Source organism: Streptomyces sp. NPDC098781 (assembly GCF_044759995.1).
Classification (GTDB): domain Bacteria; phylum Actinomycetota; class Actinomycetes; order Streptomycetales; family Streptomycetaceae; genus Streptomyces.
Genome location: NZ_JBIWAK010000002.1, coordinates 608,960 through 631,056 on the forward strand (window position 1 = coordinate 608,960; position 22,097 = coordinate 631,056).

Here is a 22,097-nt window from a genome sequence, read left to right on the forward strand (position 1 = left end):
GGCCCTGCGCACACGTCACACGAGGGCGGCGGCCTCCCGGGGGGAGAGCCCGCCGCCCTCCGCGTACGCCGCCTCGAAGGCCTCCTCGTCCAGCAGGGCGCGCAGCGCCTTCATGGCCCTGGCACGCGTCTCCCGCTCAAGGGTCGTCGGGACGTGCCCTACCGGCAGCAGCGCGTCGCCGGCCGCGAGACAGCGGGCCCCGTCGCGCGCCCGGCTCCCGCCGTCGACGGCCGCGAGGGCGTCGGCCGCGATGTGCAGGAACATCGCGCGCATGTACGGGGCCATGGCCTGGGACAGCGGGTCCGCCGCGCGTTCCAGCGCCACCCGGAGCTTGTCCAGGCATGCCTCGTAACGGCCGTCGGCCGCCTCCACGAAGGCCTCCCCGCCCAGGATGAAGGCGTCGAAGATGATGAAGTGGGCGATCTTGAAGTCCTCGCGCAGCAGCCGCATCTGCCGGCGTGCCTCGGCGGTCCGGTCGGTCATCGACAGCCACCCGGCGAGGGCGAGCCGCGCGAAGGGCATCGCCTCGTTGCTCGCGCCGTCCTGCCCCGCGATCACTTCGCGCAGCAGCCGTTCGCCGCGCTCGGACTCGCCGTTCTCCAGCAGCGCGCTGCCCAGCCGGGCCTTGAGCACCTCGCGCTGGGCACGGGCGCCGAGCCGGCCGGCGATCTCGATCGCCTCCTCGTAGTCGGCCCCCGCCAGGTCGTAGCGGCCCTTGCGCTCATGGGACTCGGCCCGCGCGGAGTACGCCTCGGCGGTGCCCCACTGATCGCCGATCCGCCGGTAGATCTCCAGCGCCTCCTCGGCGTCCCGGGTGGCGTCGCCCGCCCACTCGCTGCGGTTGGCGTACAGGTTGGCGCGCCATTGCAGGCTGGAGGCGAGTTCCCACTCGAAGCCGGGCGTCTCCCGGGAGGTGCGGACGGTGGCGTCCGCGATCGTGCGCAGCCGCTCCACGTCCCCGGACAGCATGACGCCGAAGAACCAGAGCATGCCGGGCACGCGGCAGGTCTGCGGCTGGCCGGGCTGGTAGGTGGCGGCGATGGACCGCAGCTTCGTCTGCGCCGCGGGGGTCTGCCAGGCGTCCAGCTCGGTGTCCATGCAGGCGAGATGGACCAGGTGGAGCCCGCGCCGGGCCTCTTCGAGGACCTCGCCGCTCCAGGGCGGCGGGGTGTCCGTGCAGCGCTGCTCGACGGGGGCGGCGGGACGCGGTGGATCGGGGAACGGGTCGGGGCCGAGCGCCATGGCCTCGCGGGACCAGTTGCGGGCCTCGATCCGCAGGTCACGCATCTGCCAGTACCAGGCGAGCGACAGGATCAGGCACATCGCCTCCTGCTCCTCGCGGTGCGACACGGCGAACCGCAGCGCGGTGCGCAGGTTCTCCGACTCCCGTTCCAGCCGCTCGACGGCGGCCAGTTGGCCGGGGCCGCGCAGCAACGGGTCGGTGGTGCGGGCGAGTTCGCGGTAGTACGTCAGATGCGCGCGGCCGGCCTCGTCCCGCCGCCCGCTCTCGTCGAGCCGTTCGCCCGCGTACTCGGCGACGGTCTCCAGGAGCCGGTAGCGCATCTCGCCGTCCCCCAAGGGGGCCGCCACCACGAGGGACTTGTCGACCAGCGAGCCGAGCGCCTCCAGGGCGACCGGCCCGCACACGGCCTCCGCGGCGGCGAGGTCACAGCCGCCGGCGAAGACGGACAGCCGCCGCAGCACCTCACGTTCGCCCTCGTCCAGCAGCTCCCAGGACCAGTCGACGACGGCACGCAGGGTCTGCTGGCGCGGCAGGACGGTACGGCTTCCGGAGGTGAGCAGCCGGAAGCGGTCGTCCAGCCGGTCGGCGATCTGGCGCGGGGTCAGCATGCGCAGCCGGGCCGCGGCGAGTTCGATGGCGAGGGGCAGGCCGTCCAGCCGTCGGCAGATCTCCGCGCACGCCGCGGCGGTCTCGTCGTCGGCCCCGATCCGGAACCCCGGCCGTGCCGCGGCTCCCCGGTCGGCCAGCAGCCGCAGCGCGACCGGCTCGGGCAGCGGATCCACCGGCCGCAGCAACTCCCCGGGCACACCGAGCGGTTCACGGCTGGTCGCCAGCACCGTCAGTCTCGGGCAGCGTGCCAGCAACTCCTCCACCAGGCGGGCGGCGGCCTCGACGACATGCTCGCAGTTGTCGAGGATCAGCAGCATGCGGCGCTTGCCGCAGTGCTCGGCGAGCCGTTCCACGGGGTCGTCGTGGCGCTCGTTGCCCGCCCGCATCGCCTCCGCGCCGGCGCCGTACAGCACGGTCTCGCGGGCGCCGACGGCGGTGAGCACGGCCTCCGGCACGGCCCCGGGGTCGTCCACCGGCGCGAGCTCGGCGAGCCACAGCCCGTCCGGCGCACGGTCCCGGACGGTCTCGGCGGCCTCCTGCGACAGCCGGGTCTTGCCGGCCCCGCCGGGTCCGAGCAGGGTGACGAGCCGGGCGGTGTCCAGGTCGCCCCGGATGGCATCGATGTCGGATTCGCGGCCGACGAAGGAGGTGAGGCGGGCGCGGAGGTTGCCGCGCACGACGGTCGCGGCACGCCCGTCGGAGCCGGCGGTCGGACCGGCCGTGGCTCGGTCACCGTCGAGGGGCGGCGCACCGGAGGCATCGGGTAGGTCTGCGGCGGGCGCGGCACGGGGGGCGTCGTGACCGCCGATGGGCCGGAGCAGCTCCGCGTGCAGGGAGCGCAGTTCCGGCCCCGGGTCCGAGCCGAGCCGGTCCGCCAGGAGTCGCCGTACGTCCTCGTAGGCGGCCAGGGCCTCCGCCGGGCGGCCCGCGTCGCGCAGGGCGCGCAGGCGCAGCGCCTGGAGGGGTTCGTCCAGCGGGTGGGTGTCGCACAGGGCGGTCAGCTCGGGCAGCGACTGTTCGGCGTGGCCCAGCGCGAGGGCGGCGGCGTGGCGGGCGCGCAGGGCGTCGAGCCGGCGGGTCTGCTGCCGGACCGCCTCGGCGGTGTGGTCGGGCAGGTCGGCGAGGGCGGGGCCGCGCCACAGGGCGAGGGCGTCGTCGAGGACGCCGGCCGCCTTGGCGGGGTCGCCGTCGGCCAGCGCGCGCGTGCCGTCGCCGACGAGCCGCTCGAACCGGTGCAGGTCGATGTCGTCGGGCGCGGCGGCGAGCCGGTAGCCGCCTTCCGTCGAGAGGATCGCGTCCGGCCCGAGGGCCCGCCGCAGCCGCCCGACGAGCGCCTGTAGCGCGCCCGTGGCGTCGGCGGGCGGCTCCCCGCCCCACACCTCGTCGACCAGCAGCCCTACGGGCACGGTCCGGCCGGCCCGCAGCGCCAGCACGGTCAGCAGAGCGCGAAGCCGCGCCCCGCCGACCGGAACGGGGCGGCCGTCGGGGCGGAGTACCTGGGTGGTGCCGAGAATGCGATAGCGCACGGGATCCATTGTCTCTGGTGAGGGCGGGGGCGGTCACAGGGTTCGGCGGCGAGGCGGGTTCGTACGGCAGGGACCGAAGCCATAGGCACCCACCCTCCCCGGAACCACCGCCCATCGCGAGACGTTTTCCCCGCACGCCCGGTACGGTCGGGCAGGTCCCCACGCGGTCCCACGCGTGCACGAGTGCTCGAGGAGCCCCATGACCACCGCCCTCACCCGTCGCAGCGAGCGACGGATCAGCCCCGTCTTCGTCGGGATCCTGGCCGTCACCGCGGTGACGGGCTGGGCCACCTGGACCGGGTTCGCCGAGCAGCCGGGCCTGGCCGTGTTCCTCTTCGTCACGGCCGCCTGGATCGTCTCCCTGTGCCTGCACGAGTACGCGCACGCGCGTACCGCCCTGCACAGCGGCGACATCTCGGTCGGCGCGAAGGGCTACCTGACGCTCAACCCGCTGAAGTACACCCACGCCCTGCTCAGCATCGTGCTCCCGGTGGTCTTCGTGATCATGGGCGGGATCGGTCTGCCGGGCGGTGCCGTCTTCATCGAGCGCGGGCGGATCCGGGGCCGCTGGCGGCACAGTCTGATCTCGGCGGCGGGCCCGCTGACGAACGTGCTGTTCGCCGTCGTGTGCACCGCCCCGTTCTGGCTGGACGCGCTGGACGGCGTCCCCCGCGACTTCCGTTTCGCGCTCGCCTTCCTCGCGCTGCTCCAGGTCACGGCGGCGATCCTGAACTTCCTGCCGGTCCCGGGCCTGGACGGCTACGGCGTGATCGAGCCCTGGCTCTCGCAGAAGACCAGGCGCCAGGTGGAGCCGTTCGCCCCGTTCGGCCTGCTGTTCGTGTTCGCGCTGCTGTGGGTGCCGGAGGTCAACAGCGTGTTCTTCGACATGATCGACGCCGTCCTGCGCGGCCTCGGCATCAGCGACTTCGACACGTACTGCGGCTACGACCTGTTCCGCTTCTGGCGCGACTCGAACGAACTCTGCACGATCGGCTCGTGACCGGGGTCAGCTCGTGGCGGAGCCGCGCCGCTCGTCCCTGCCCCGCCTGACGTAGTACCAGGTCATGTTGGACGACAGCCCCGCCAGCAGCACCCACACGATCCCGAGCCAGCTGCCCTGCGCGAAGGAGACCACGGCCGCGGCCACGGCGAGCACACAGACGATCAGGGCATAGACACCAAGGCGGGGCATTTCACTCGGCTCCTTCGGGGGACACTGCTACTCGACCAGTGTCCCCCATCGCCTCATACGTCCGTGACGCGGAGCCCCGCGTGCGCCTTGTACCGGCGGTTCACCGAGATCAGGTTCGCGACCAGCGCCTCCACCTGGTGGGCGTTGCGCAGCCGCCCGGCGAAGACGCCGCGCATACCGGGGATCCGGCCGGCCAGCGCCTGGACGATCTCCACGTCCGCCCGGACCTCGCCCAGCACCATCACGTCCGTGTCGATCTCCTCGATCTCCGGGTCCTCCAGCAGCACCGCCGACAGATGGTGGAAGGCCGCCGTCACCCGGGAGTCCGGCAGCAGGGCGGCGGCCTGCTCGGCGGCGCTGCCCTCCTCCGGCTTCAGCGCGTAGGCGCCCTTCTTGTCGAAGCCGAGCGGGTTCACACAGTCGACGACCAGCTTCCCGGCCAGCTCCTCGCGCAGCGACTCCAGCGTCTTGCCGTGGCCCTCCCAGGGCACCGCGACGATCACGATGTCGCTGCGCCGCGCGCACTCGGCGTTGTCGGCGCCCTCGACACCGTGCCCGAGCTCCTCGGCGGCGGCCTGGGCACGCTCGGCGGCCCGTGAGCCGATGATCACCTTCTGGCCGGCGCGGGCGAGCCGGTAGGCGAGGCCCTTGCCCTGCGGCCCGGTCCCGCCGAGCACGCCGACGACGAGCCCGGAGACGTCCGGGAGGTCCCAGGGGTCCTTGGCGGGAGCCTTCGCGGGGGCGTCGGTGGGCTGCTGTGCACTGTCGGTAGAGGTCATGGGCCGACTTTACGTCCGCCCCGCCCGCCCCGTCGGCTCAGGTGAGGCGGCTCACGGGCACCCGCCGGAAGGTGATGTTCTCGTACGGGCCGAAGTCGCCGCTCTCGTACAGGAGTCCGACCGTGTCGGCGTCGATCCGTACGAGGTCCGAGTACGCCGCGGGCAGCCCGTCGGCGGTGTACGCGGACCGCCAGGTGACGCCGTGGTCGGTGGAGGCGCGGATGGTCATCAGCGCGCGGGCGGCGGAGTCGGCGGGGCCGGAGAAGAGCAGGACGTCGGGGTCGCGCAGTTGCAGGACGCTGCCCTCGCAGATGGGGGCGGTCAGACCGGCCTGCGGACGGAAGGGCTTGACCAGTGTCTCGCCGCCGTCCGCGGAGTAGGCGTCGGCGCGGTTGCCGGGCGACGGGGAGTCGTTGCGGGTGTTGAAGTAGACGCGGCCGTCGGGGAGTTCGGTGCCGGTGGTCTCGTTGACGTTGATGTAGCCGTCGGTGTTCTCGTCGATGTACCCGATGCGCCAGGTGGCGCCCCGGTCGTCGCTGAGCAGACAGTGGCCGCTGTTGTAGCGGGGCTCGGTGCCGATGTCGTCACCGGTGGGCGGGATGGTGTGGTTGGCGGGGACGACGACCCGGCCGGTGCTCAGCTGGAAGGCGTGGCCGGGCGTGGTGGCGTACCACCGCCAGTCCGGCTTCTTCACCTGCGCGGTGATCTCCTTCGAACTGGACCAGGTGACGCCGTCGTCGTCGCTGTACCGCACCCAGATCCGGCGGCCGTCGGCGCTGCTGACCTCGCCGCGCAGGATGCCGGCCTCGGTGGCGGCGGTGTGGTTGCGGATGTAGACGAGCAGGATGCGGCCGGTGTCGAGGACGACCGGGGCGGGGTTGCCGGCGAGGTGGTAGTTGTTGTCGGCGACCACTCTGAGCGGGCCCCAGGTACGGCCGCCGTCCGTCGACCGCCGCAGCACGATGTCGATGTGGCCGTGGTCGGCGGCGGAGGTGACCCGGCCCTCGCAGAAGGCGAGCACCGTGCCCTCCCCACTGACGACGACGGCCGGGATACGGAACGAGGCGTACCCCTCCTGACCCGCACGGAAGGGAACTGTGGTCTCGGTCATCCTCGGACTCCTCACCATGGCCGCCGGGCCCTCTGCTTCCCCACGCCGGGCGAATTCCCGGTGAACTCCCGGTCACGAGTGGTCCGCTGCGGCAGTATGCGGTCGCATGGATGCCGTAAGGGTCGCGTTGTTGCGCGAAGTGCTCGCCGGGACCGAGTGGTTGGGGGCCACGCGCCGGTTCGCGAAGGCGCTGCGGGCGTCCGCGGTGGCGCACGGGGGCGGGCTGCTGCTGGTCGGCACGCCGGAGTACGAGCCGTGGCATCTGGCGGCCCATCTCGTGGACGAGGCCGCGTGGTCGGGGACGCCGGAGCTGGCCCCGACGCTCGTACGGCACGACGCGCGCGCGTCGGATCCGGCGCATCTGGCGGTCGGCCTGGGGCGGTTGGCGGCCGCACGGCGCGGCGAGACGCTGCTGGTGGTGTCACCGCAGGGGCCGAAGGCTCCGCTGCTTGAACGGGTGTACGACGCGCGGCGGGCCGGGGTCACGGTGCTGGCGCTCGGCGCCGATGAGGGGGAGCTGACCGCGATGGCGCACGAGCGGCTGGTCGTGCCCGAGGGGGCGGAGCTGGACCTGGACACGGTGCAGCATCTGGTGAGCGCGGCGGCGGGCGAGAACGCGGGGCCCTCCGGGAGGGCGCGCGGGGGGTTCCGGGACCGTCTGTCGCGGCTGGCGGAGTCGCTGACGGCGCCGCCGCCGCCTCGGTGGTGACCGCGCGGGACGGTAGGGGTGGCTGCCGCTGTCGGGCGGCCACCGGCACTCAAAATCAAGTTGCACTCGCCACCTATCCGACCCGACCATGACCTCTCGTGACCGACTCCCCCACCCCGGCGCCACGCTCCCGCCTGCGCTCCGTGCTCCCCGATCTCGCTCCCTGGCGCGCCTCCGCCGACTTCCGGCGGCTGTGGCTGGCGAGGCTGGTGACCACCTTCGGCAGCTTCCTGACGTTCGTCGCGCTGCCCGTGCAGATCAAGGAGCTCACCGGGTCCGCCGCGGCGGTGGGCGCGATCGGCGCCGTGGAGCTGGTGCCGCTGATCGTGTTCGGGCTGTACGGCGGCGCGCTCGCCGACGCCCTGGACAAGCGCAAGCTGATCCTGTGGACGGAGGCGGGGCAGGCGCTGCTCAGCGCGGTCCTGCTGGTCAACGCGCTGCTGCCGACCCCGGCGATCTGGCCGCTGTATGTCGTCGCCGCCCTGTCCTCCGCGCTGGTGTCGGTCCAACGCCCGGCCCTGGACGCCCTGTTGCCCCGGATCGTCGCCCACGACCACCTGCCGGCCGCCGCTTCCCTCAACGCGCTGCGCTGGCAGGTCGGCGGGATCGCGGGTCCCGCCCTGGCCGGCGTGGTCGTGGCGTACGCGGGGCTCGGCTGGGCGTACGGCGCGGACCTGGTGACGTTCGTCGTCTCCGTCGCCCTGGCCGTCGGCCTGGCCCCCTCCCCCGCCTCCCACGAGGCCGCGAAGCCGTCCCTGAAGGCCATCGCGGAGGGCGCCCGCTACGCCTGGAGCCGCAAGGAGCTGCTCGGCACGTACGTCGTCGACATCGCGGCGATGCTGTTCGCGCTGCCGCTCGCCGTGCTGCCGTTCCTCGCGGACGAGCTGAACGCGCCCTGGTCGCTGGGCCTGATGTACTCGGCGATGCCGGCCGGCGCGATGGTGGTCAGCCTGACCAGCGGCTGGACCTCGCGGGTGCACCGGCACGGGCGGGCCGTGGTGCTGGCGGCGGCGCTGTGGGGCGTGGCCGTGGCGGTGGCCGGTGTCTCGCCGAACGTCTGGCTGGTGCTGCTGTTCCTGGCGTTCGGCGGCGCCGCCGACATGGTGAGCGGCATCTTCCGCGGGGTGATGTGGAACCAGACGATCCCGGACGAGCTGCGCGGCCGGCTCGCCGGGATCGAACTGCTGTCGTACTCAGTGGGCCCGCAGCTCGGCCAGACCTACACGGGCGGTGTCGCCGCCTGGAAGGGCGTGCGGGCGTCCGTCTGGTCGGGCGGGCTGCTGTGCGTGGGCGCGGTGGGGGTGCTGGCGCTGTGCCTGCCGAAGCTGATGACGTACGACGCGCGCACGAACGAGCACGCGGTACGGCTGCGTGCGCGGCGGACGGCGGCGGCAGCCACGCCGGCGCCCGTGACGGCGCCGGCGGAGGGCTGACCGGCCGGGATCAGCTCTCGTCCGAGCGGCCCGTCTGGGCGTCGTGCCACCTGGGGTCGTTCTCCCACTCCAGGTTGCGTTCGCGGGCCAGGTCCATCGCCTGCTGGGCCTCCTGGCGGCTGGTGTACGGCCCGAAGCGGTCCTTGGCCGGGCACTCCGGGCCCTCCTCGACCTTCTTGTGGACGAGGCAGTAGTACCACTCGCCGGCCTTGCCGGCCGTGCGCTTCTTGAACAGGGCCATGACCCGCTCCTTTCGCCTGAGATCGCCACCGTCATGGTCCCCCATCGCGGCTGTCTTAGACTCGCTGGCATGTCTGGCCAGTCGCTGCTCGTACCAGGGGAGCTGTCTCCCACCCGTTCCGTACCCGGAAACATCCGTCGTCCCGAGTACGTCGGCAAGCCCGCGCCGACCCCGTACAAGGGTCCGGAGGTGCAGACCCCGGAGACCGTCGAGGCGATGCGGGTCGCCGGCCGTATCGCCGCGCGGGCGATGGCCGAGGCGGCGAAGCTGATCGCCCCCGGCGTGACGACGGACGAGCTGGACAAGGTGGCGCACGAGTACATGTGCGACCACGGCGCCTACCCCTCGACGCTCGGCTACCGCGGCTTCCCTAAGTCCCTGTGCACCAGCGTCAACGAGGTGATCTGCCACGGCATCCCGGACTCGACGGTGCTGCGCGACGGTGACATCGTCAATCTCGACGTGACGGCGTACATCGGCGGGGTGCACGGCGACAACAACGCCACGTACCTGGTGGGCGACGTGGACGAGGAGAGCCGCCTGCTGGTGGAGCGCACCCGGGAGTCCCTGAACCGCGCGATCAAGGCGGTCAAGCCGGGCCGGCAGATCAACATCATCGGCCGCGTCATCGAGTCGTACGCCAAGCGCTTCGGGTACGGGGTGGTGCGGGACTTCACCGGGCACGGGATCAACTCCTCGTTCCACTCCGGGCTGATCATCCCGCACTACGACAGCCCGCACGCGACGACGGTGATCCAGCCCGGGATGACGTTCACGATCGAGCCGATGCTGACGCTGGGCACGCACGAGTACGACATGTGGGACGACGGCTGGACGGTCGTCACGAAGGACCGCAAGCGCACCGCGCAGTTCGAGCACACGCTGGTGGTGACGGAGACCGGTACGGAGATCCTGACCCTGCCGTAGCCGCAGCCGTAGCCGGAGAAGCCATCGGAACCCGTCCTCTGCGGAGGGCGGGTTTACTCGGTACGCTTTTACCGACATGGCGTCGGCAAACCTATTGACTTAGGTAAGCCTAACCTCAGAAAATACTCCCATGGACTCCTTCTCGACAGTCATCCGCACCGCGTCCCACGAGCAGCACACCGAGGCGGAGACCTCGACGTTCATGAGCGACCTGCTCGGCGGCCGGCTGGGCGTGGACGCGTACGCGCGCTACACCGAGCAGCTGTGGTTCGTGTACGAGGCGCTGGAGACCGGCTCCGAGGGGCTGGCGTCGGATCCGGTGGCCGGCCCCTTCGTCCGGCCGGAGCTGTTCCGGCTGGCCTCGCTGGAGCGCGACCTGGCGCATCTGCGGGGCCCGCAGTGGCGGTCGGGCCTGAACGCGCTGCCCGCCACCCGGGCGTACGCGGACCGGGTACGGGAATGCACCGAGGACTGGCCGGCCGGCTATGTCGCCCACCACTACACCCGTTACCTCGGCGACCTCTCCGGCGGGCAGATCATCCGCGACAAGGCGGAGAAGACGTGGGGCTTCGCGCGCAAGGGCGACGGCGTCCGGTTCTATGTCTTCGAGGAGATCTCCAACCCGGCGGCCTTCAAGCGGAGTTACCGCGAGCTGCTGGACGGGGTCCGCGCGGACGATCTGGAGAAGCAGCGGATCGTGGCGGAGTGCAAGCGGGCGTTCGCGCTCAACACGGCCGTGTTCCGGGCGCTGGGCGAGGAGTTCCCACTGTCGGCGTGAGTCGTCCCGACGGTGGCCGTGCCCGTGCGGTGTCCATGCGTACCGTGCGGACCGGCCGCACCCGGAACCGCCCCAGGTGTCAGCGCTCCAGGACCACCCGGCCGCCGAGCTCGACCCAGTCGCCCGGCTGAGGGGCCGTCAGCAGCTGAGAGCCCGCGCCCTGGGTGATGTTGAGCGCCCGGCCGAGCCGGTGGGTGAGCTGGATGGCCGCGGCGCCGGTCGCCTCGTCCTCCTCCACCCCGTCACCCCGGCCCGGGAAGCCACGGGCCCGGACCCGCCCGGCGGCCTCGTCCTCCCAGGCCCAGGCGTACACCCAGTCCCCGGCCGGGGGCACCGGAAGGGCGTCCAGCTCGCGGGCGCTCCCGTACTGCCGCAGCGTGCGCGGCAGCGCCCACTCCGGGCGGGCCTCGATCCAGCAGAACTCCCCGTCGATCCGGGCGCCCACCACCCCGGCGGGCGTGACCAGTTCGGGCACGTCCAGCAGCCAGGCGGTGCCGACGCACGGATACCCGGCGAAGGGCAGCCGCACGGAGGGCGTGTAGATGTCGATGACCCCGCGCTCGGGGTCGTCCACGAACACGGTCTCGCTGAAACCGAGCTTCGCCGCGAACGCCTGCCGCCCGGCGACGTCCGGCAACACGGAGCCGTCCCGGACGACGCCGAGCTCGTTGCCGTATCCACCGCTCGGCCCGCAGAAGACGCGGAGGACGTCGTAGTCAGTCACTCCGGCATTGAAGCATCAGCGGGGCGACGGGGGCGTCCCGGGAACCTGGGCGGGCCGGGAGGGCTGAAGTACGCCGCCGCCCCCGGGCCGGGGAGGGCTGAAGTACGCGCCCGCCCTGGCCCGAGAAGCCCCCGTGCCCCCGCTCCTGGCGGCAGCCCTACGCCTCCGTACGGCGCCTGCGCATCGCGAACACCGCGCCCGCGCCCGCCGCGACGGCGACCGCTGCCGTCGTGCCCAGGGCTGCCACCGGCAGGTCGGAGCCGGTGCTCGCCAGGCCGCCGGTGACGCCGCCGGTCGTCGAGCCGGTGCCGCCGGTGGTCGAACCCGTCGTACCGGAGGAGCCGCCGGTGGAACCGCCCGTCGAGCCCTCCTCGTCGTCGCCGCCCGGCAGTTCGGCGTCCGCCGTGAGGGCCACGGACAGGTCCACGGGGTCGAGTTCGCTCCCGGCGGTGTAGAAGCCGCCGAAGGCCTTCGCGCCGGCCGCGGTGAGGGTGGCCGTCACGTCGTCGGCGGTGATGACGTCGTTCTCGGCGGTCAGGTCGGACGAGCCCGCCTTGAGGTCGGCCAGGACCACGTCCTCGGTCTTCTCGCCGAGGCTGGTGACATCGGCGGTCAGTTCGCCGGTGCCCTCGTCGAGGGTCGCGCGGAGGTTGGCCAGGGTGAGGTCGAGGCCGTAGCCGCCGTTCTCGCCGGCGCCCTTGTGCCCCTTGAAGGTGACCGCGCCCTTGAAGTCCGCGGAGAGGGTGTCGGCGTCGGTGTCGTACGCCCCGATGGCGTCGGTGAACGTGAAGACGCCGTTGCCGCCGGCCTGCGAGGCGCCGCCGGACGTCGTGATCTCGCCGTTCGCCACACCGCCCACGACATACGCCCGGAAGGACTGCTTGACGCCCCAGTCGAGCGTGCCGTCGGCGATGTCGCCCTGAGCCGGGACCTCGGCGGCGGGCTCGGAGGGGTCGGCGCTCGCGGACGGCGAGGCGGACTCGGACGCGGTGGCGGTCGGCGACGGGGACTGCGTGGCCGTCGCGGTCGGCGTCGGGCTCGGGGACTGGGTGGCGGTGGCCGTCGGAGTCGGCGTGGGCGTCGGGGTCGGCGACTGGGGCGGCGTCTTCTGTACGACCGTCACGGGGTCGCCCGCCGCGCCCTCGTAGCTCGCGCTGCCGAAGACGTCCGCGGCCTCCTTCGTCAGCGTCGTCGTCATGTCGGTCATCGCCCGGGTCACGGTGACGTCGGCGAGCGGCACGTCCTGTGTGGTCGTACCGGACTTGGTGACGTCCGCGGTGATCTCGGCGGCCGCGCTGTCGAACCGGACGTCGGACAGCGCGATCTCGAAGCGGTGCAGCTCGGAGACGATCCGCAGGCTGCCCTTGAAACCGAGGTCGACGGTGTGGGCGGTCGAGTCGTAGGTGCCGCTGCCCTCGGTGAAGGTGAACGCGCCGTTCCCGGCGGCCTGCGAGGCGCCGTCCGTCGCGGTGAAGCTGCCGGCCGCCATGCCGGTCACATAGCTCCGGTAGGACTGCTTGATGCCCCAGGTCAACTCGTAGCCGCTGAGCGGCACTTCGGCGGCCGACGCGCTGCCGGCGCCGAGCGTGGCGAGGGCGGTGGCGCCCAGGGTGGCCGCGGTGGCGACGGCGGCGGCGAGGGCTATGGGGCGGCGTCTGCGCTCGGTGGCGGACATGGCCGTGGGTCTCCTTGTGGTGGGTGGGAGGTCCGCCGCGGCCGGGTGGGGCGCGGCGGACGGGGTAGGGAGGTCAGTCCTCGTCGGACGTGGGGCCGGCCTCGGTGGCCGACCGGGTACGGCGCCCGCGCACGGCGACGAACGCGAGGGCGGCGCCCGCGAGCAGCACGGCGCCGGCCGCGAGGCCGATGGTCAGGGCGGAGACGCCGTCGTCGGAGGTGCTGGCCACGGGTTCGGCGGACGGGTCGGCGGACGGGTCGGGGGAACCCGACGAGGCGGCCGGCGTGGGGGTGCTGCCCAGGTCGGGCAGGGCGGGCAGTTCGGCGGCGTCGGTGGTGGCGACGGCCAGGGACACGGGGTCCATCTCGGTACCCGCCGGATACATCCCGCCGAAGGCCTTGACGCCTTCGGCGGTGAGCTTCGCGGGGGCCTCGGTGACCTTCGCCAGGCCGTCCTTCGTCTTCAGGCCCTTGGCCGCGAAGGTGACCAGGGGCACGTCGGAGCCCTTGTATCCGGCCGCCGTCACGTCGGCGTGGAGCGTGCCCGCGCCGTCCTCGACGGTGACCCGGACTCCGCTCAGCTCGATGTCGAGGCCGTGCGCTCCGGCGAAGCGGACCGCGCCCTTGAACGACGCCCGCAGATCACCGTCCGCCAACGTCCCCTTCCCGTCGGGGAAGCGGAACAGCGCGCCGCCGTCCTCGGCGCCGGACGACAGGGTCCACTCGCCCTTGGCGATGTCGCCGGTGACGTACTCCCGGAAGGTGCGGCGCACACCCCAGTCGACGGCACCGTCGACGAGTTCGCCGCCGGACTGCTTCTTCTTCGCCGGGGACTTGGTGGCGCTCGGCGACGGCTTCGGCTCGGTGGTGGTGGCCGCCGCCGGCCGGACGTCCGCCGACAGGGTCACCGGGTCGAGGGCGGTTCCGGCGGTGTAGTAGCCGGCGAAGGACCTGGCCCCCTCGGAAGTGAGCTTCGCGGGCAGGTTGTTGAGGGCGACCGTGTTTCCGCCGCCCCGCATGTCGATGCCGCCGAGGGAGAGGGAGGCGAAGGGCACCTGGCTGGACGTCGTGACCGTCCCGGTGCCCTTCGCCTTGCTGGTGACGTCCAGGTAGAGGGTGCCGGTGGAGCCGGAGACGCGGACGGTGGGACGGCTGAGGGTGAGGTCGAGCTGATAGGCGCCGGTGTCCGTCCGGTGGCCGACGAAGTGCACGCCGCCGGAGAAGGAGGCCTGGAAGGCGCCCGTGTCGCCGTCGTAGGTCCCCGTGGCCGAGTGGAAGCGGAAGCCGCCGCTGCCCACGGTCGCCGCGCCGCCGGTCAGGGAGTAACTCCCCTTCGCGATCGGGCCGGTGACATAGCTCTGGAAGGAGGATTTGACGCCCCAGTCGAGCCGGCCGCCCTGCACGGTCCGGCTCGCGGCGTGCGCGGCCGCCGCCGGGAGCAGGGCACCGAGTACCGCCGCGCAGAGCACGGCGACCAGAACACGTAGGCGGGCAGGCATGAGAGGTCCTCCGGGGACGACGGACACGACGACCGGTAGCGAACGAAGGTAAGGCTAACCTAAGCTTTGCCCAGCTGGAACGGCAGTGGACCGAGAGAAACGGACGGGACCGTGCGACGCTTGCGCACACGACTGACGGGCGCTCTGCTGGCGGTGCTCGCCCTCACCGCGACGGGTTGCGGCGGCGGGAGCCAACCGCGGACCGACACCGAGGGCACCGGGACGAAGGCCCCCGCGAGCCGCGTCGAGCCCCTCGCGGGGGCGCCGGACCCCGACCTCCCGGTGACCGTCCGCTCCGCCGACGGCGGGAAGGTGACGGTCGGGAAGGCGGAGCGCGTGCTCCCCCTCTCCGGCAGCCTGAGCGAGATCGTCTTCACGCTCGGGCTCGGCGACCGCGTCGTCGCCCGGGACATCACCGCCACCTTCGCGCAGGCGGCGAAACTGCCCGTCGTCACCCGGGGCCACGACGTCTCGGCGGAGAGCGTGCTCTCGCTCAGGCCCGACCTGGTGCTCGCCGAGACCACGACCGGGCCCGCCGAGGCCATGGAGCAGATCCGCGCCGCGGGCATCCCGGTCCTGGTCGTCGCCCCCGCGCAGGATCTGGACGACGTGGGCCCGCGCATCGAGGCCGTCGCCGACGCGTTCGGCGTACCGGCGGCGGGGAAACGGCTGACCGAGCGGTCCCAGGACCGAATCGCCGTAGTGCGCAAGGAAGTTCCTCGGCAGAGCGGGAAGCCACGGGTCGCCTTCCTCTATCTGCGCGGCTCCGCCTCCGTCTATCTCATCGGCGGCAAGGGATCCGGCGCCACGTCCCTCATCGAGGCGGCCGGAGGGATCGACGCCGGGGCCGAGTCGGGGCTGACGAAAGACTTCACCGCCATCACCAGCGAGGCCTTGGTGAAGGCGGCACCGGACGCGATCCTCGTGATGAGCAAGGGACTTGAGTCGGTCGGCGGCGTCGACGGGCTGGTGAAGATCCCGGGGGTCGCCGAGACCCCCGCCGGAATGGACCGTCGGGTCGTCTCGATCGAGGATGGCGCTCTGCTGAGCTACGGGCCGCGTACCGACCAGGTGCTCGGGTCGGTCGTGGAGCAGCTGTACCAGGGGGACGCGGCATGACCCTACTGGAGAAGGCGGCGCCGGAGGCCCTGGCCGAAGCGCCGCCCCGCAGACGGCGCACCGCGGCATGGCTGCTGACCGTCGGCATGGGCGTCACCCTTCTCGTCCTCGTGCCGGTCGCCGCCGGGATCGGCGCCTACCCGATCCCCGTCGGGGACGTCCTCGCATCCGTGCAGCACAAGATCGGGCTCGGCGGCAGCGGGCTGGACCGGGTCGCCGAGTCGGTGCTGTGGAACGTGCGCTTCCCGCGGATCGTGCTGGCGCTGCTCATCGGGGCGTCGCTGGGCTGCGCCGGAGCGTTGATGCAGGGCGTGTTCGGCAATCCGCTCGCCGAGCCCGCCACCATCGGAGTCTCCCTGGGCGCGGCGGTCGGGGCGGTCGCCGCCATCGCGCTGGGCCTGACCTTCCTCGGCAACTGGACGCTGCCCGCGATGGCGTTCGTCTCCGGTCTCGGCACCGTGCTGCTGGTGTACGCGATGTCCCGCTCGGGCGGCCGTACGGAGGTCGTGACCCTGATCCTCATGGGCATCGCGGTCAACGCCTTCGCCGGGGCGCTCATCGGCCTGTTCATCTTCCTCGCGGACACCGCCGCGGTGAACCAGATCGCCTTCTGGCAGCTCGGTTCGCTCGCCCAGTCCACCTGGCCCAAGGTGACGGCGGTCCTGCCCTGTGCGGCCCTGGGGCTGGTGGTGGCGCCGCTGTACGCGCGCCGCCTGGACCTGCTCTCGCTCGGCGACCGGCCCGCCCGGCATCTGGGGGTGGAGGTGGAGCGGATGCGGGTCGCGTTGATCCTGGTGGTCGCCCTCCTCACGGCCGCCGCGGTCAGTGTCTCGGGGGTCATCGGGTTCATCGGGCTCGTCGTGCCGCACCTGTTGCGGATGGCGGCGGGGCCGGGGCACCGGTTCCTCATTCCCGGCAGCGCGCTGGGCGGGGCGCTGGTGCTGCTGGCAGCGGATCTCGCCGCGCGGACGGTGGCGGCGCCGGCGGAGCTGCCGTTGGGGGTGCTGACGGCCCTGCTGGGCAGCCCGTTCTTCTTCTGGCTGCTGCGCAGGACTCGACGGCGGCAAGGGGGGTGGGCGTAGCGGTCGCATGCCGGGTGCGCGCCGGTGAGGGCTGGTCGCGCGGTTCCCCGCGCCCCTCAAGGCCGTTGACCGGCCGGCGGCCACACCAACCGTCCGCACCCGCCTTCCCTTCTTTCCGCGCAACCCAGAACGCCCGCGACTCCGCCCTGACGCTCCAGCGCAGCCTGCTGCCCAGCCACCCCGCGGTGACCGGCGCGCTCCAATCCCCACGACCTCCCGACCAACCCTGCAAGGAGCCCGCGCATGAGACTCCTCCGGCCTCGGCCCGCCTACCCCACCCCCGCCGAACCCGGCGACACCCTCGCCGAGGCGGTGGATCTTCGTGTTCGGCTCGGGGCCCGTGAGGTGCTGTGCGGGGTGTCCGTCACCGTCCGGGCCGGTGAAGTGCTCGCCCTCGTCGGGCCCAACGGGGCCGGGAAGTCGACCCTGTTGGGGGCGCTGGCCGCCGATCTGCCGGCCGCCGAGGGCGTCGTACGGATTCATGGGCGTCCGGCGACCGAGTGGACCGCGCCCGAACTCGCCCTGCGCCGGGCCGTGCTCCCCCAGTCGGCAGCCCTGTCCTTCCCCTTCACGGTCGAGGAGGTCGTCCGGATGGGCCGCGCGCCGCACGCCTCCCCTCCCGCCGAGGACGACCTCGCCGTCGCCGAGGCGATGGCCGTCACCGAGGTGGGCGACTTCGCGGTACGGCCGTTCTCCGCGCTGAGCGGCGGCGAGCGGGCCCGGGTGGCGCTCGCCCGGGTGCTCGCGCAGCGCGCCCCGCTGCTGCTGCTCGACGAGCCGACGGCCGCACTGGACCTGAAACACCAGGAGTTGGTGCTGGGGGTGTGCCGGGAGCGGGCGCGGGCCGGGGACGCGGTCGTGGTCGTACTCCACGATCTGGGGCTCGCGGCCGCGTACGCGCACCGTGTCGCGATCCTGCGCGCCGGACGGGTGGCGGCCGACGGACCGCCCGCCGAGGTGTTCTCCGAGCGGCTGCTGTCGGAGGTCTACGACCAGCCGGTCGAAGTGCTTTCGCATCCTCGGACAGGAGAGCTGCTGGTGGCTCCACGACGGAACCTTTGACCATCCTTTGACTTCGCAATGGGGTCGATTTTGGCCACTTAGGTAATCCTTATCTCCGTTAGGCGAGCCTCACCTTGGTATGTGAGGCGCGTCACGCACACTTTCCGGCCACTTCATGGAGCCTTCATGCGCACCGTCAGACTCCCCGTCACCACCGCCATCGCCGCCGTGGCGGCGCTGACCGCCGTCACGGGGTGCACCGAGAAGGGGAGCACCGAGGGCGGCGACCGCGTCGTCAGCGTGACGTCGACGGACGACAAGTGCGAGGTGTCGAAGAAGGAGTTCCCGGCCGGGCACGTCGAACTCGCCATCGAGAACAAGGGTTCCAAGGTCACCGAGGTCTACATCCTCTTCCCGGACGACCGCATCGTCACCGAGCGCGAGAACATAGGCCCCGGCACCAAGCAGACCGTCACCGCCGAGGTGAAGGCGGGCGACTACACCATCGCCTGCAAGCCCGGCATGAAGGGCGACGGCATCCGGCAGGCGGTGAAGGCCACCGGCAAGGGCACGGCCGCCAAGCGCGACCCGCGTCTGGACGAGGCGGTCGCCGCCTACCGCAAGTACGCCCAGGAGCAGGCCGACGAGACCCTGCCGCTCGCCGAGGCCTTCGCCAAGGCGGTCAAGGACGGGGACGTCGAGGCCGCGAAGAAGGCCTACGCCACCTCCCGTATCGGCTGGGAGCGCACCGAGCCGGTCGCGGAGTCCTTCGGCGACATCGACCCGAAGGTCGACGTCCGCGAGGACGGGCTGGAGGACGGCCAGGACCCGGCCACGGACTGGACCGGCTGGCACCGCCTGGAGAAGTCCCTCTGGCAGGACAAGAAGATCGGCGACCGCGAGAAGGAGCTCGCCGACCAGCTCATCACCGACCTCAAGGACTGGCAGAACCGGGTCGGCAAGGCCGACATCACCCCGACCTCCATGGCCAACGGCGCCAAGGAACTCCTGGACGAGGTCGCCACCGGCAAGGTCACCGGCGAGGAGGAGCGCTACTCGCACACCGACCTGGTCGACTTCAAGGCCAACGTCGAGGGCGCGCAGAAGGCGTACGACCTGCTGAAGGCCGTCGCCAAGGAGAACGACCCGGCGCTGGTCACCGAGCTCGACCAGCAGTTCGGCGCGCTGAACACGCTGCTCGACCGGTACCGCGAGGACAAGTCGTCGTACGACTTCACCTCGTACGACAAGGTCGGCAAGGCCGACCGCAAGGAGCTGTCGGACGGCGTCAACGCCCTCGCGGAGCCGCTGTCCAAGCTCGCCGCCGCCGTGGCCGTGAAGTAGGGGGACCGTCATGACGGAACCGACCGACAGCACTCCCGCTCCCTCCCGGCGTGCGCTGATCGGCTGGGGCGGTGCCGGGCTGGCGCTCGGCGCCGTCGCGGCCGGCGGTGCCGTCGCCATGGCCCGCACCGGTGACGACGTCGCTCCGGCCGCCGAGACGGGCGCCGCGATCGACTTCCACGGCGCGCGGCAGGCGGGCATCGCCACCCCCGTGCAGGACCGGCTGCACTTCGCCGCGTTCGACGTGACGACCGACGACCGCGCCGCGTTCGTGCGGATGCTGAAGGAGTGGACGGCCGCCGCACGCCGGATGACCTCCGGACAGGCCGTCGGCGAGGGCGCGTTCGGCGGGCTCGCCGAGGCGCCGCCGGACGACACCGGTGAGGCGCTGGGCCTGAAGCCGTCGCGGCTGACGCTCACCATCGGGTTCGGTCCGTCGCTGTTCGAGAAGTTCGACCTCGCCGGCCAACGGCCCGAAGCCCTGGTGGAGCTGCCGCACTTCTCCGGCGACAACCTCGACAAGAACCGCAGCGGCGGCGATCTGTGCATCCAGGCCTGCGCGGACGACCCGCAGGTCGCCGTGCACGCGATCCGCAACCTGGCCCGCATCGGCTTCGGCAAGGTCGTCATCCGCTGGTCCCAGCTCGGCTTCGGCAAGACCTCCTCCACCACCCCCGAGGAGCAGACCCCGCGCAACCTCATGGGCTTCAAGGACGGCACCCGCAACATCGCGGGGACGGAGACGGACCGCCTGGAGAAGTTCGTGTGGGTCGGCGAGAAGGACGGGCCCGAGTGGATGGCCGGCGGCTCCTACCTCGTCGCCCGGCGGATCCGCATGCACATCGAGACCTGGGACCGCACCTCGCTCCAGGAGCAGGAGGACATCATCGGCCGCGACAAGGGCGAGGGCGCCCCGGTCGGCAAGGCCAAGGAGCGCGACAAGCCGTTCCTGAAGGCGATGCTGCCCGACGCGCACGTCCGGCTCGCGCACCCCGACTCCAACGACGGGGCGACGATCCTGCGCCGCGGCTACTCCTTCACCGACGGCACCGACGGCCTCGGCCGGCTGGACGCGGGCCTGTTCTTCCTCGCCTACCAGCGCGACCCGCGCACGGGATTCATCCGGATCCAGCGCAACCTGGCCATCGACTCGCTCAACGAGTACATCCAGCACGTGGGTTCGGCGCTCTTCGCCGTCCCGCCCGGCGTCCGCGACAAGGACGACTGGTGGGGCAGCACGCTGTTCTCGAAGGAGGCGTGAGGACCCGTGTTCTCCAACTACCTGATCGGTCTGCGCGAGGGTCTTGAGGCGTCGCTCGTCGTCTGCATCCTCATCGCCTACCTGGTGAAGACGGACCGCAGGGACGCCCTGAGGCCCATCTGGATCGGCATCGGTGCCGCGGTCGCCCTCGCGCTCGGCTTCGGCTGCGCGCTCGAATTCGGCTCGCAGGAGCTGACGTTCGAGGCGCAGGAGGCGCTCGGGGGCTCCCTCTCCCTGCTCGCGGTCGGCCTGGTGACGTGGATGGTCTTCTGGATGCGGCGCACCGCCCGGCATCTGAAGGCCGAGCTGCACGGCAAGCTGGACGAGGCCCTGCGGATGGGCACGGGCGCGCTGGTGGCGACCGCGTTCCTGGCGGTGGGCCGGGAGGGCCTGGAGACGGCCCTGTTCGTGTGGGCGTCGGTGCGCGCGGCCGGTGACGGCACCCCGCGCCCGCTGATCGGCGTGGCCCTCGGCATCGTCACGGCCGTCGCGCTCGGCTGGCTGTTCTACCGGGGTGCCCTGCGCATCAACCTCGCCAAGTTCTTCACCTGGACCGGCGGCATGCTGGTCGTCGTGGCGGCGGGCGTACTGGCGTACGGCTTCCACGATCTTCAAGAAGCGCGCTGGCTGCCGGGGCTGAGCAACAAGGCGTTCGACATCAGCGACACCATCGATCCGTCCAGTTGGTACGGCACCCTGCTGAAGGGCGTCTTCAACTTCCAGCCGGACCCGACCGTCCTTCAGGTCACGGTGTGGCTGCTGTACCTGATCCCGACGCTCGCGCTGTTCCTCGCACCGGTAGGGTTCGCCTCCGGGAAGGGGAAGGTGAAGGGACCTGATGAGCAGGGAACGCGGCCCTCGAAGGCTCCGCAGGCTTGACCGGAGCGCACTGATAGCGGCCTCACTGACCGCTTTGTCGTTGACGGCGAGCGGATGCGTGGTGGTCCACGGAGAGAAGGAGATCCTCCCCTCGGCCACCAAGGCGGAAGCCGCCAAGGCGCTCGAGCAGTTCACCACCGCGTACAACAAGGCGGACAAGGCGTACGACAGCTCCCTGGACGCCGACTTCGTCACCGGCGCCCTCGGTGACATCGACGGCGCACGGCTGAAGGCGGGCAAGGCGCTCAGCCCCGAGGGCAACTCGGCGCACGCACCGCTGGAGTTGTCGGACACCCGGTTCACGATCCCGAAGAAGGCGGGCTGGCCGCGCTGGTTCGTGGCCGACGCGGCCGCCAACAAGGGCGGCAAGTCGCGCTGGGTCTTCGTGTTCACCCGCAGCGGCCTGGACGAGCCGTGGGAGGCCGCGTATCTGACGCTGCTGAGCCCGGGGGACGTACCGGAGTTCAAGACCGACCAGGACGGCTGGGCCGAGGCCGTGTCCGCGAACTCGGCCGGACTCGCCGTCGCGCCCGGGGACTTGAGCAAGGACTACGCGGCGTACCTGAAGAACGGCGGGGACGTCTTCGCCACCGGCCGCAACACCAGCGGATGGCGCTCGGACCGGGATAAGGACGCCGTCAAGCCCGGCCTGGTCCGGCAGTACATCGACGAGCCGCTGACGAAGGGCGACTACGCGCCGCTGGCGCTGCGTACCAAGGACGGCGGTGCGCTGGTGTTCTTCACCACGCGCCACTTCCAGAAGGAGACGGCCCACAGCGGTGTCTCCGTGCCGACCCCGAACAAGGCCGTCCTCGCACTGACGGAGGGCGAGATCAAGCAGTCGCTGACGCTGGAGTTCGTCTCCAACGAGGCGGCCCTGGTGCCGAAGGGCTCCGGGAAGGTGGACGTCATCGGCCGGATCCAGGGCATGACGACGGCGAAGGGCGAGTAGCCGGCCCTCGGGG

20 protein-coding genes are annotated in these 22,097 nt (G+C 72.2%); 12 read left to right on the plus strand and 8 right to left on the minus strand.

The annotated features are described in order from the left end of the window. Positions 1–15 precede the first annotated feature (15 nt). Positions 16–3,387 carry an AfsR/SARP family transcriptional regulator gene (locus ACIQWG_RS08815; RefSeq protein WP_404092167.1) on the minus strand — a complete coding sequence of 1,124 codons (3,372 nt, stop codon included), beginning with the start codon at positions 3,385–3,387 and terminating at the stop codon, positions 16–18. A 190-nt stretch (positions 3,388–3,577) separates the two neighbouring features. Between ACIQWG_RS08815 and ACIQWG_RS08820 the strand changes: the two genes are divergently transcribed. Further along, entirely contained in the window at positions 3,578–4,378 is an 801-nt protein-coding gene (locus ACIQWG_RS08820) for a site-2 protease family protein (protein ID WP_404092170.1), read from the plus strand. Between the two features lie 6 nt (positions 4,379–4,384). On the opposite strand, the gene ACIQWG_RS08825 is transcribed toward ACIQWG_RS08820, so the two are convergent. The 3 genes from ACIQWG_RS08825 to ACIQWG_RS08835 are packed head-to-tail and all read right to left on the minus strand — an operon-like array spanning position 4,385 to position 6,460. Next, on the minus strand, positions 4,385–4,570 hold the full coding sequence (locus ACIQWG_RS08825) for a hypothetical protein (protein ID WP_404092173.1): 186 nt from the start codon (positions 4,568–4,570) through the stop codon (positions 4,385–4,387). A gap of 53 nt (positions 4,571–4,623) precedes the next feature. Beyond that, on the minus strand, positions 4,624–5,349 hold the full coding sequence (gene npdG / locus ACIQWG_RS08830) for an NADPH-dependent F420 reductase (protein ID WP_404092176.1): 726 nt from the start codon (positions 5,347–5,349) through the stop codon (positions 4,624–4,626). A gap of 37 nt (positions 5,350–5,386) precedes the next feature. Then, positions 5,387–6,460, minus strand: a complete 1,074-nt coding sequence (locus tag ACIQWG_RS08835; RefSeq protein ID WP_404092179.1) for an exo-alpha-sialidase — start codon at positions 6,458–6,460, stop codon at positions 5,387–5,389. Positions 6,461–6,566: 106 nt separating this feature from the next. Here ACIQWG_RS08835 and ACIQWG_RS08840 point away from each other — a divergent pair, with 106 nt between their 5' ends. Continuing rightward, positions 6,567–7,169: a hypothetical protein gene (locus tag ACIQWG_RS08840; protein WP_404092182.1), complete on the plus strand. Its 603-nt coding sequence runs from the start codon at positions 6,567–6,569 to the stop codon at positions 7,167–7,169. A 98-nt stretch (positions 7,170–7,267) separates the two neighbouring features. Beyond that, on the plus strand, positions 7,268–8,602 hold the full coding sequence (locus ACIQWG_RS08845) for an MFS transporter (RefSeq protein WP_404092185.1): 1,335 nt from the start codon (positions 7,268–7,270) through the stop codon (positions 8,600–8,602). A 10-nt stretch (positions 8,603–8,612) separates the two neighbouring features. Here ACIQWG_RS08845 and ACIQWG_RS08850 read toward each other — a convergent pair whose 3' ends face one another. Next, entirely contained in the window at positions 8,613–8,843 is a 231-nt protein-coding gene (locus ACIQWG_RS08850; protein ID WP_404092187.1) for a hypothetical protein, read from the minus strand. Between the two features lie 69 nt (positions 8,844–8,912). Between ACIQWG_RS08850 and map the strand changes: the two genes are divergently transcribed. Together map and ACIQWG_RS08860 are read left to right on the plus strand one after the other, a co-directional pair. Then, positions 8,913–9,770: a type I methionyl aminopeptidase gene (map, locus tag ACIQWG_RS08855; protein ID WP_404092190.1), complete on the plus strand. Its 858-nt coding sequence runs from the start codon at positions 8,913–8,915 to the stop codon at positions 9,768–9,770. A 130-nt stretch (positions 9,771–9,900) separates the two neighbouring features. Beyond that, positions 9,901–10,548 (plus strand): heme oxygenase (biliverdin-producing), encoded by a 648-nt coding sequence (locus ACIQWG_RS08860; protein ID WP_404092193.1) that lies wholly within the window; start codon positions 9,901–9,903, stop codon positions 10,546–10,548. A 79-nt stretch (positions 10,549–10,627) separates the two neighbouring features. Here the strand turns inward: ACIQWG_RS08860 and ACIQWG_RS08865 are convergent, their stop codons facing one another. The 3 genes from ACIQWG_RS08865 to ACIQWG_RS08875 form a co-directional block, all read right to left on the minus strand. Beyond that, positions 10,628–11,272, minus strand: coding sequence for a PhzF family phenazine biosynthesis protein (locus tag ACIQWG_RS08865; RefSeq protein ID WP_404092196.1), 645 nt, complete (start codon positions 11,270–11,272; stop codon positions 10,628–10,630). A gap of 157 nt (positions 11,273–11,429) precedes the next feature. Continuing rightward, positions 11,430–12,947: an HtaA domain-containing protein gene (locus tag ACIQWG_RS08870; RefSeq protein WP_404092198.1), complete on the minus strand. Its 1,518-nt coding sequence runs from the start codon at positions 12,945–12,947 to the stop codon at positions 11,430–11,432. A 73-nt stretch (positions 12,948–13,020) separates the two neighbouring features. Then, positions 13,021–14,445, minus strand: coding sequence for an HtaA domain-containing protein (locus ACIQWG_RS08875; RefSeq protein ID WP_404092202.1), 1,425 nt, complete (start codon positions 14,443–14,445; stop codon positions 13,021–13,023). A gap of 120 nt (positions 14,446–14,565) precedes the next feature. Here ACIQWG_RS08875 and ACIQWG_RS08880 point away from each other — a divergent pair, with 120 nt between their 5' ends. The 7 genes from ACIQWG_RS08880 to ACIQWG_RS08910 all read left to right on the plus strand — a co-directional run bounded on the left by ACIQWG_RS08880 (position 14,566) and on the right by ACIQWG_RS08910 (position 22,084). Then, entirely contained in the window at positions 14,566–15,564 is a 999-nt protein-coding gene (locus ACIQWG_RS08880; protein ID WP_404092205.1) for a hemin ABC transporter substrate-binding protein, read from the plus strand. After that, positions 15,561–16,646, plus strand: a complete 1,086-nt coding sequence (locus ACIQWG_RS08885; RefSeq protein ID WP_404092208.1) for a FecCD family ABC transporter permease — start codon at positions 15,561–15,563, stop codon at positions 16,644–16,646. Before ACIQWG_RS08880 ends, ACIQWG_RS08885 begins: the two co-directional genes overlap by 4 nt. A 243-nt stretch (positions 16,647–16,889) precedes the next feature. Further along, positions 16,890–17,708: a heme ABC transporter ATP-binding protein gene (locus tag ACIQWG_RS08890; RefSeq protein ID WP_404092211.1), complete on the plus strand. Its 819-nt coding sequence runs from the start codon at positions 16,890–16,892 to the stop codon at positions 17,706–17,708. Positions 17,709–17,834: 126 nt separating this feature from the next. Then, complete coding sequence (gene efeO, locus ACIQWG_RS08895; RefSeq protein WP_404092214.1) at positions 17,835–18,992, plus strand: iron uptake system protein EfeO; 1,158 nt, start codon at positions 17,835–17,837, stop codon at positions 18,990–18,992. Between the two features lie 10 nt (positions 18,993–19,002). Then, entirely contained in the window at positions 19,003–20,253 is a 1,251-nt protein-coding gene (gene efeB, locus ACIQWG_RS08900) for an iron uptake transporter deferrochelatase/peroxidase subunit (RefSeq protein WP_404092216.1), read from the plus strand. Positions 20,254–20,259: 6 nt separating this feature from the next. Next, positions 20,260–21,132 (plus strand): iron uptake transporter permease EfeU, encoded by an 873-nt coding sequence (gene efeU, locus ACIQWG_RS08905; protein ID WP_404092219.1) that lies wholly within the window; start codon positions 20,260–20,262, stop codon positions 21,130–21,132. Beyond that, entirely contained in the window at positions 21,092–22,084 is a 993-nt protein-coding gene (locus tag ACIQWG_RS08910) for a hypothetical protein (RefSeq protein ID WP_404092225.1), read from the plus strand. The genes efeU and ACIQWG_RS08910 overlap by 41 nt, the downstream gene beginning before the upstream one ends. Positions 22,085–22,097 lie beyond the last annotated feature (13 nt).

What these genes read in the sequence shown, in the direction of transcription:
- ACIQWG_RS08815 (WP_404092167.1), bottom strand. Translation starts at nt 3,387, where the DNA reads ATGGATCCCGTGCGCTATCGCATTCTCGGCACCACCCAGGTACTCCGC.
- ACIQWG_RS08820 (WP_404092170.1), top strand. Translation starts at nt 3,578, where the DNA reads ATGACCACCGCCCTCACCCGTCGCAGCGAGCGACGGATCAGCCCCGTC.
- ACIQWG_RS08825 (WP_404092173.1), bottom strand. Translation starts at nt 4,570, where the DNA reads ATGCCCCGCCTTGGTGTCTATGCCCTGATCGTCTGTGTGCTCGCCGTG.
- npdG (WP_404092176.1), bottom strand. Translation starts at nt 5,349, where the DNA reads ATGACCTCTACCGACAGTGCACAGCAGCCCACCGACGCCCCCGCGAAG.
- ACIQWG_RS08835 (WP_404092179.1), bottom strand. Translation starts at nt 6,460, where the DNA reads ATGACCGAGACCACAGTTCCCTTCCGTGCGGGTCAGGAGGGGTACGCC.
- ACIQWG_RS08840 (WP_404092182.1), top strand. Translation starts at nt 6,567, where the DNA reads ATGGATGCCGTAAGGGTCGCGTTGTTGCGCGAAGTGCTCGCCGGGACC.
- ACIQWG_RS08850 (WP_404092187.1), bottom strand. Translation starts at nt 8,843, where the DNA reads ATGGCCCTGTTCAAGAAGCGCACGGCCGGCAAGGCCGGCGAGTGGTAC.
- map (WP_404092190.1), top strand. Translation starts at nt 8,913, where the DNA reads ATGTCTGGCCAGTCGCTGCTCGTACCAGGGGAGCTGTCTCCCACCCGT.
- ACIQWG_RS08860 (WP_404092193.1), top strand. Translation starts at nt 9,901, where the DNA reads ATGGACTCCTTCTCGACAGTCATCCGCACCGCGTCCCACGAGCAGCAC.
- ACIQWG_RS08870 (WP_404092198.1), bottom strand. Translation starts at nt 12,947, where the DNA reads ATGTCCGCCACCGAGCGCAGACGCCGCCCCATAGCCCTCGCCGCCGCC.
- ACIQWG_RS08875 (WP_404092202.1), bottom strand. Translation starts at nt 14,445, where the DNA reads ATGCCTGCCCGCCTACGTGTTCTGGTCGCCGTGCTCTGCGCGGCGGTA.
- ACIQWG_RS08885 (WP_404092208.1), top strand. Translation starts at nt 15,561, where the DNA reads ATGACCCTACTGGAGAAGGCGGCGCCGGAGGCCCTGGCCGAAGCGCCG.
- ACIQWG_RS08890 (WP_404092211.1), top strand. Translation starts at nt 16,890, where the DNA reads ATGAGACTCCTCCGGCCTCGGCCCGCCTACCCCACCCCCGCCGAACCC.
- efeO (WP_404092214.1), top strand. Translation starts at nt 17,835, where the DNA reads ATGCGCACCGTCAGACTCCCCGTCACCACCGCCATCGCCGCCGTGGCG.
- efeB (WP_404092216.1), top strand. Translation starts at nt 19,003, where the DNA reads ATGACGGAACCGACCGACAGCACTCCCGCTCCCTCCCGGCGTGCGCTG.
- ACIQWG_RS08910 (WP_404092225.1), top strand. Translation starts at nt 21,092, where the DNA reads ATGAGCAGGGAACGCGGCCCTCGAAGGCTCCGCAGGCTTGACCGGAGC.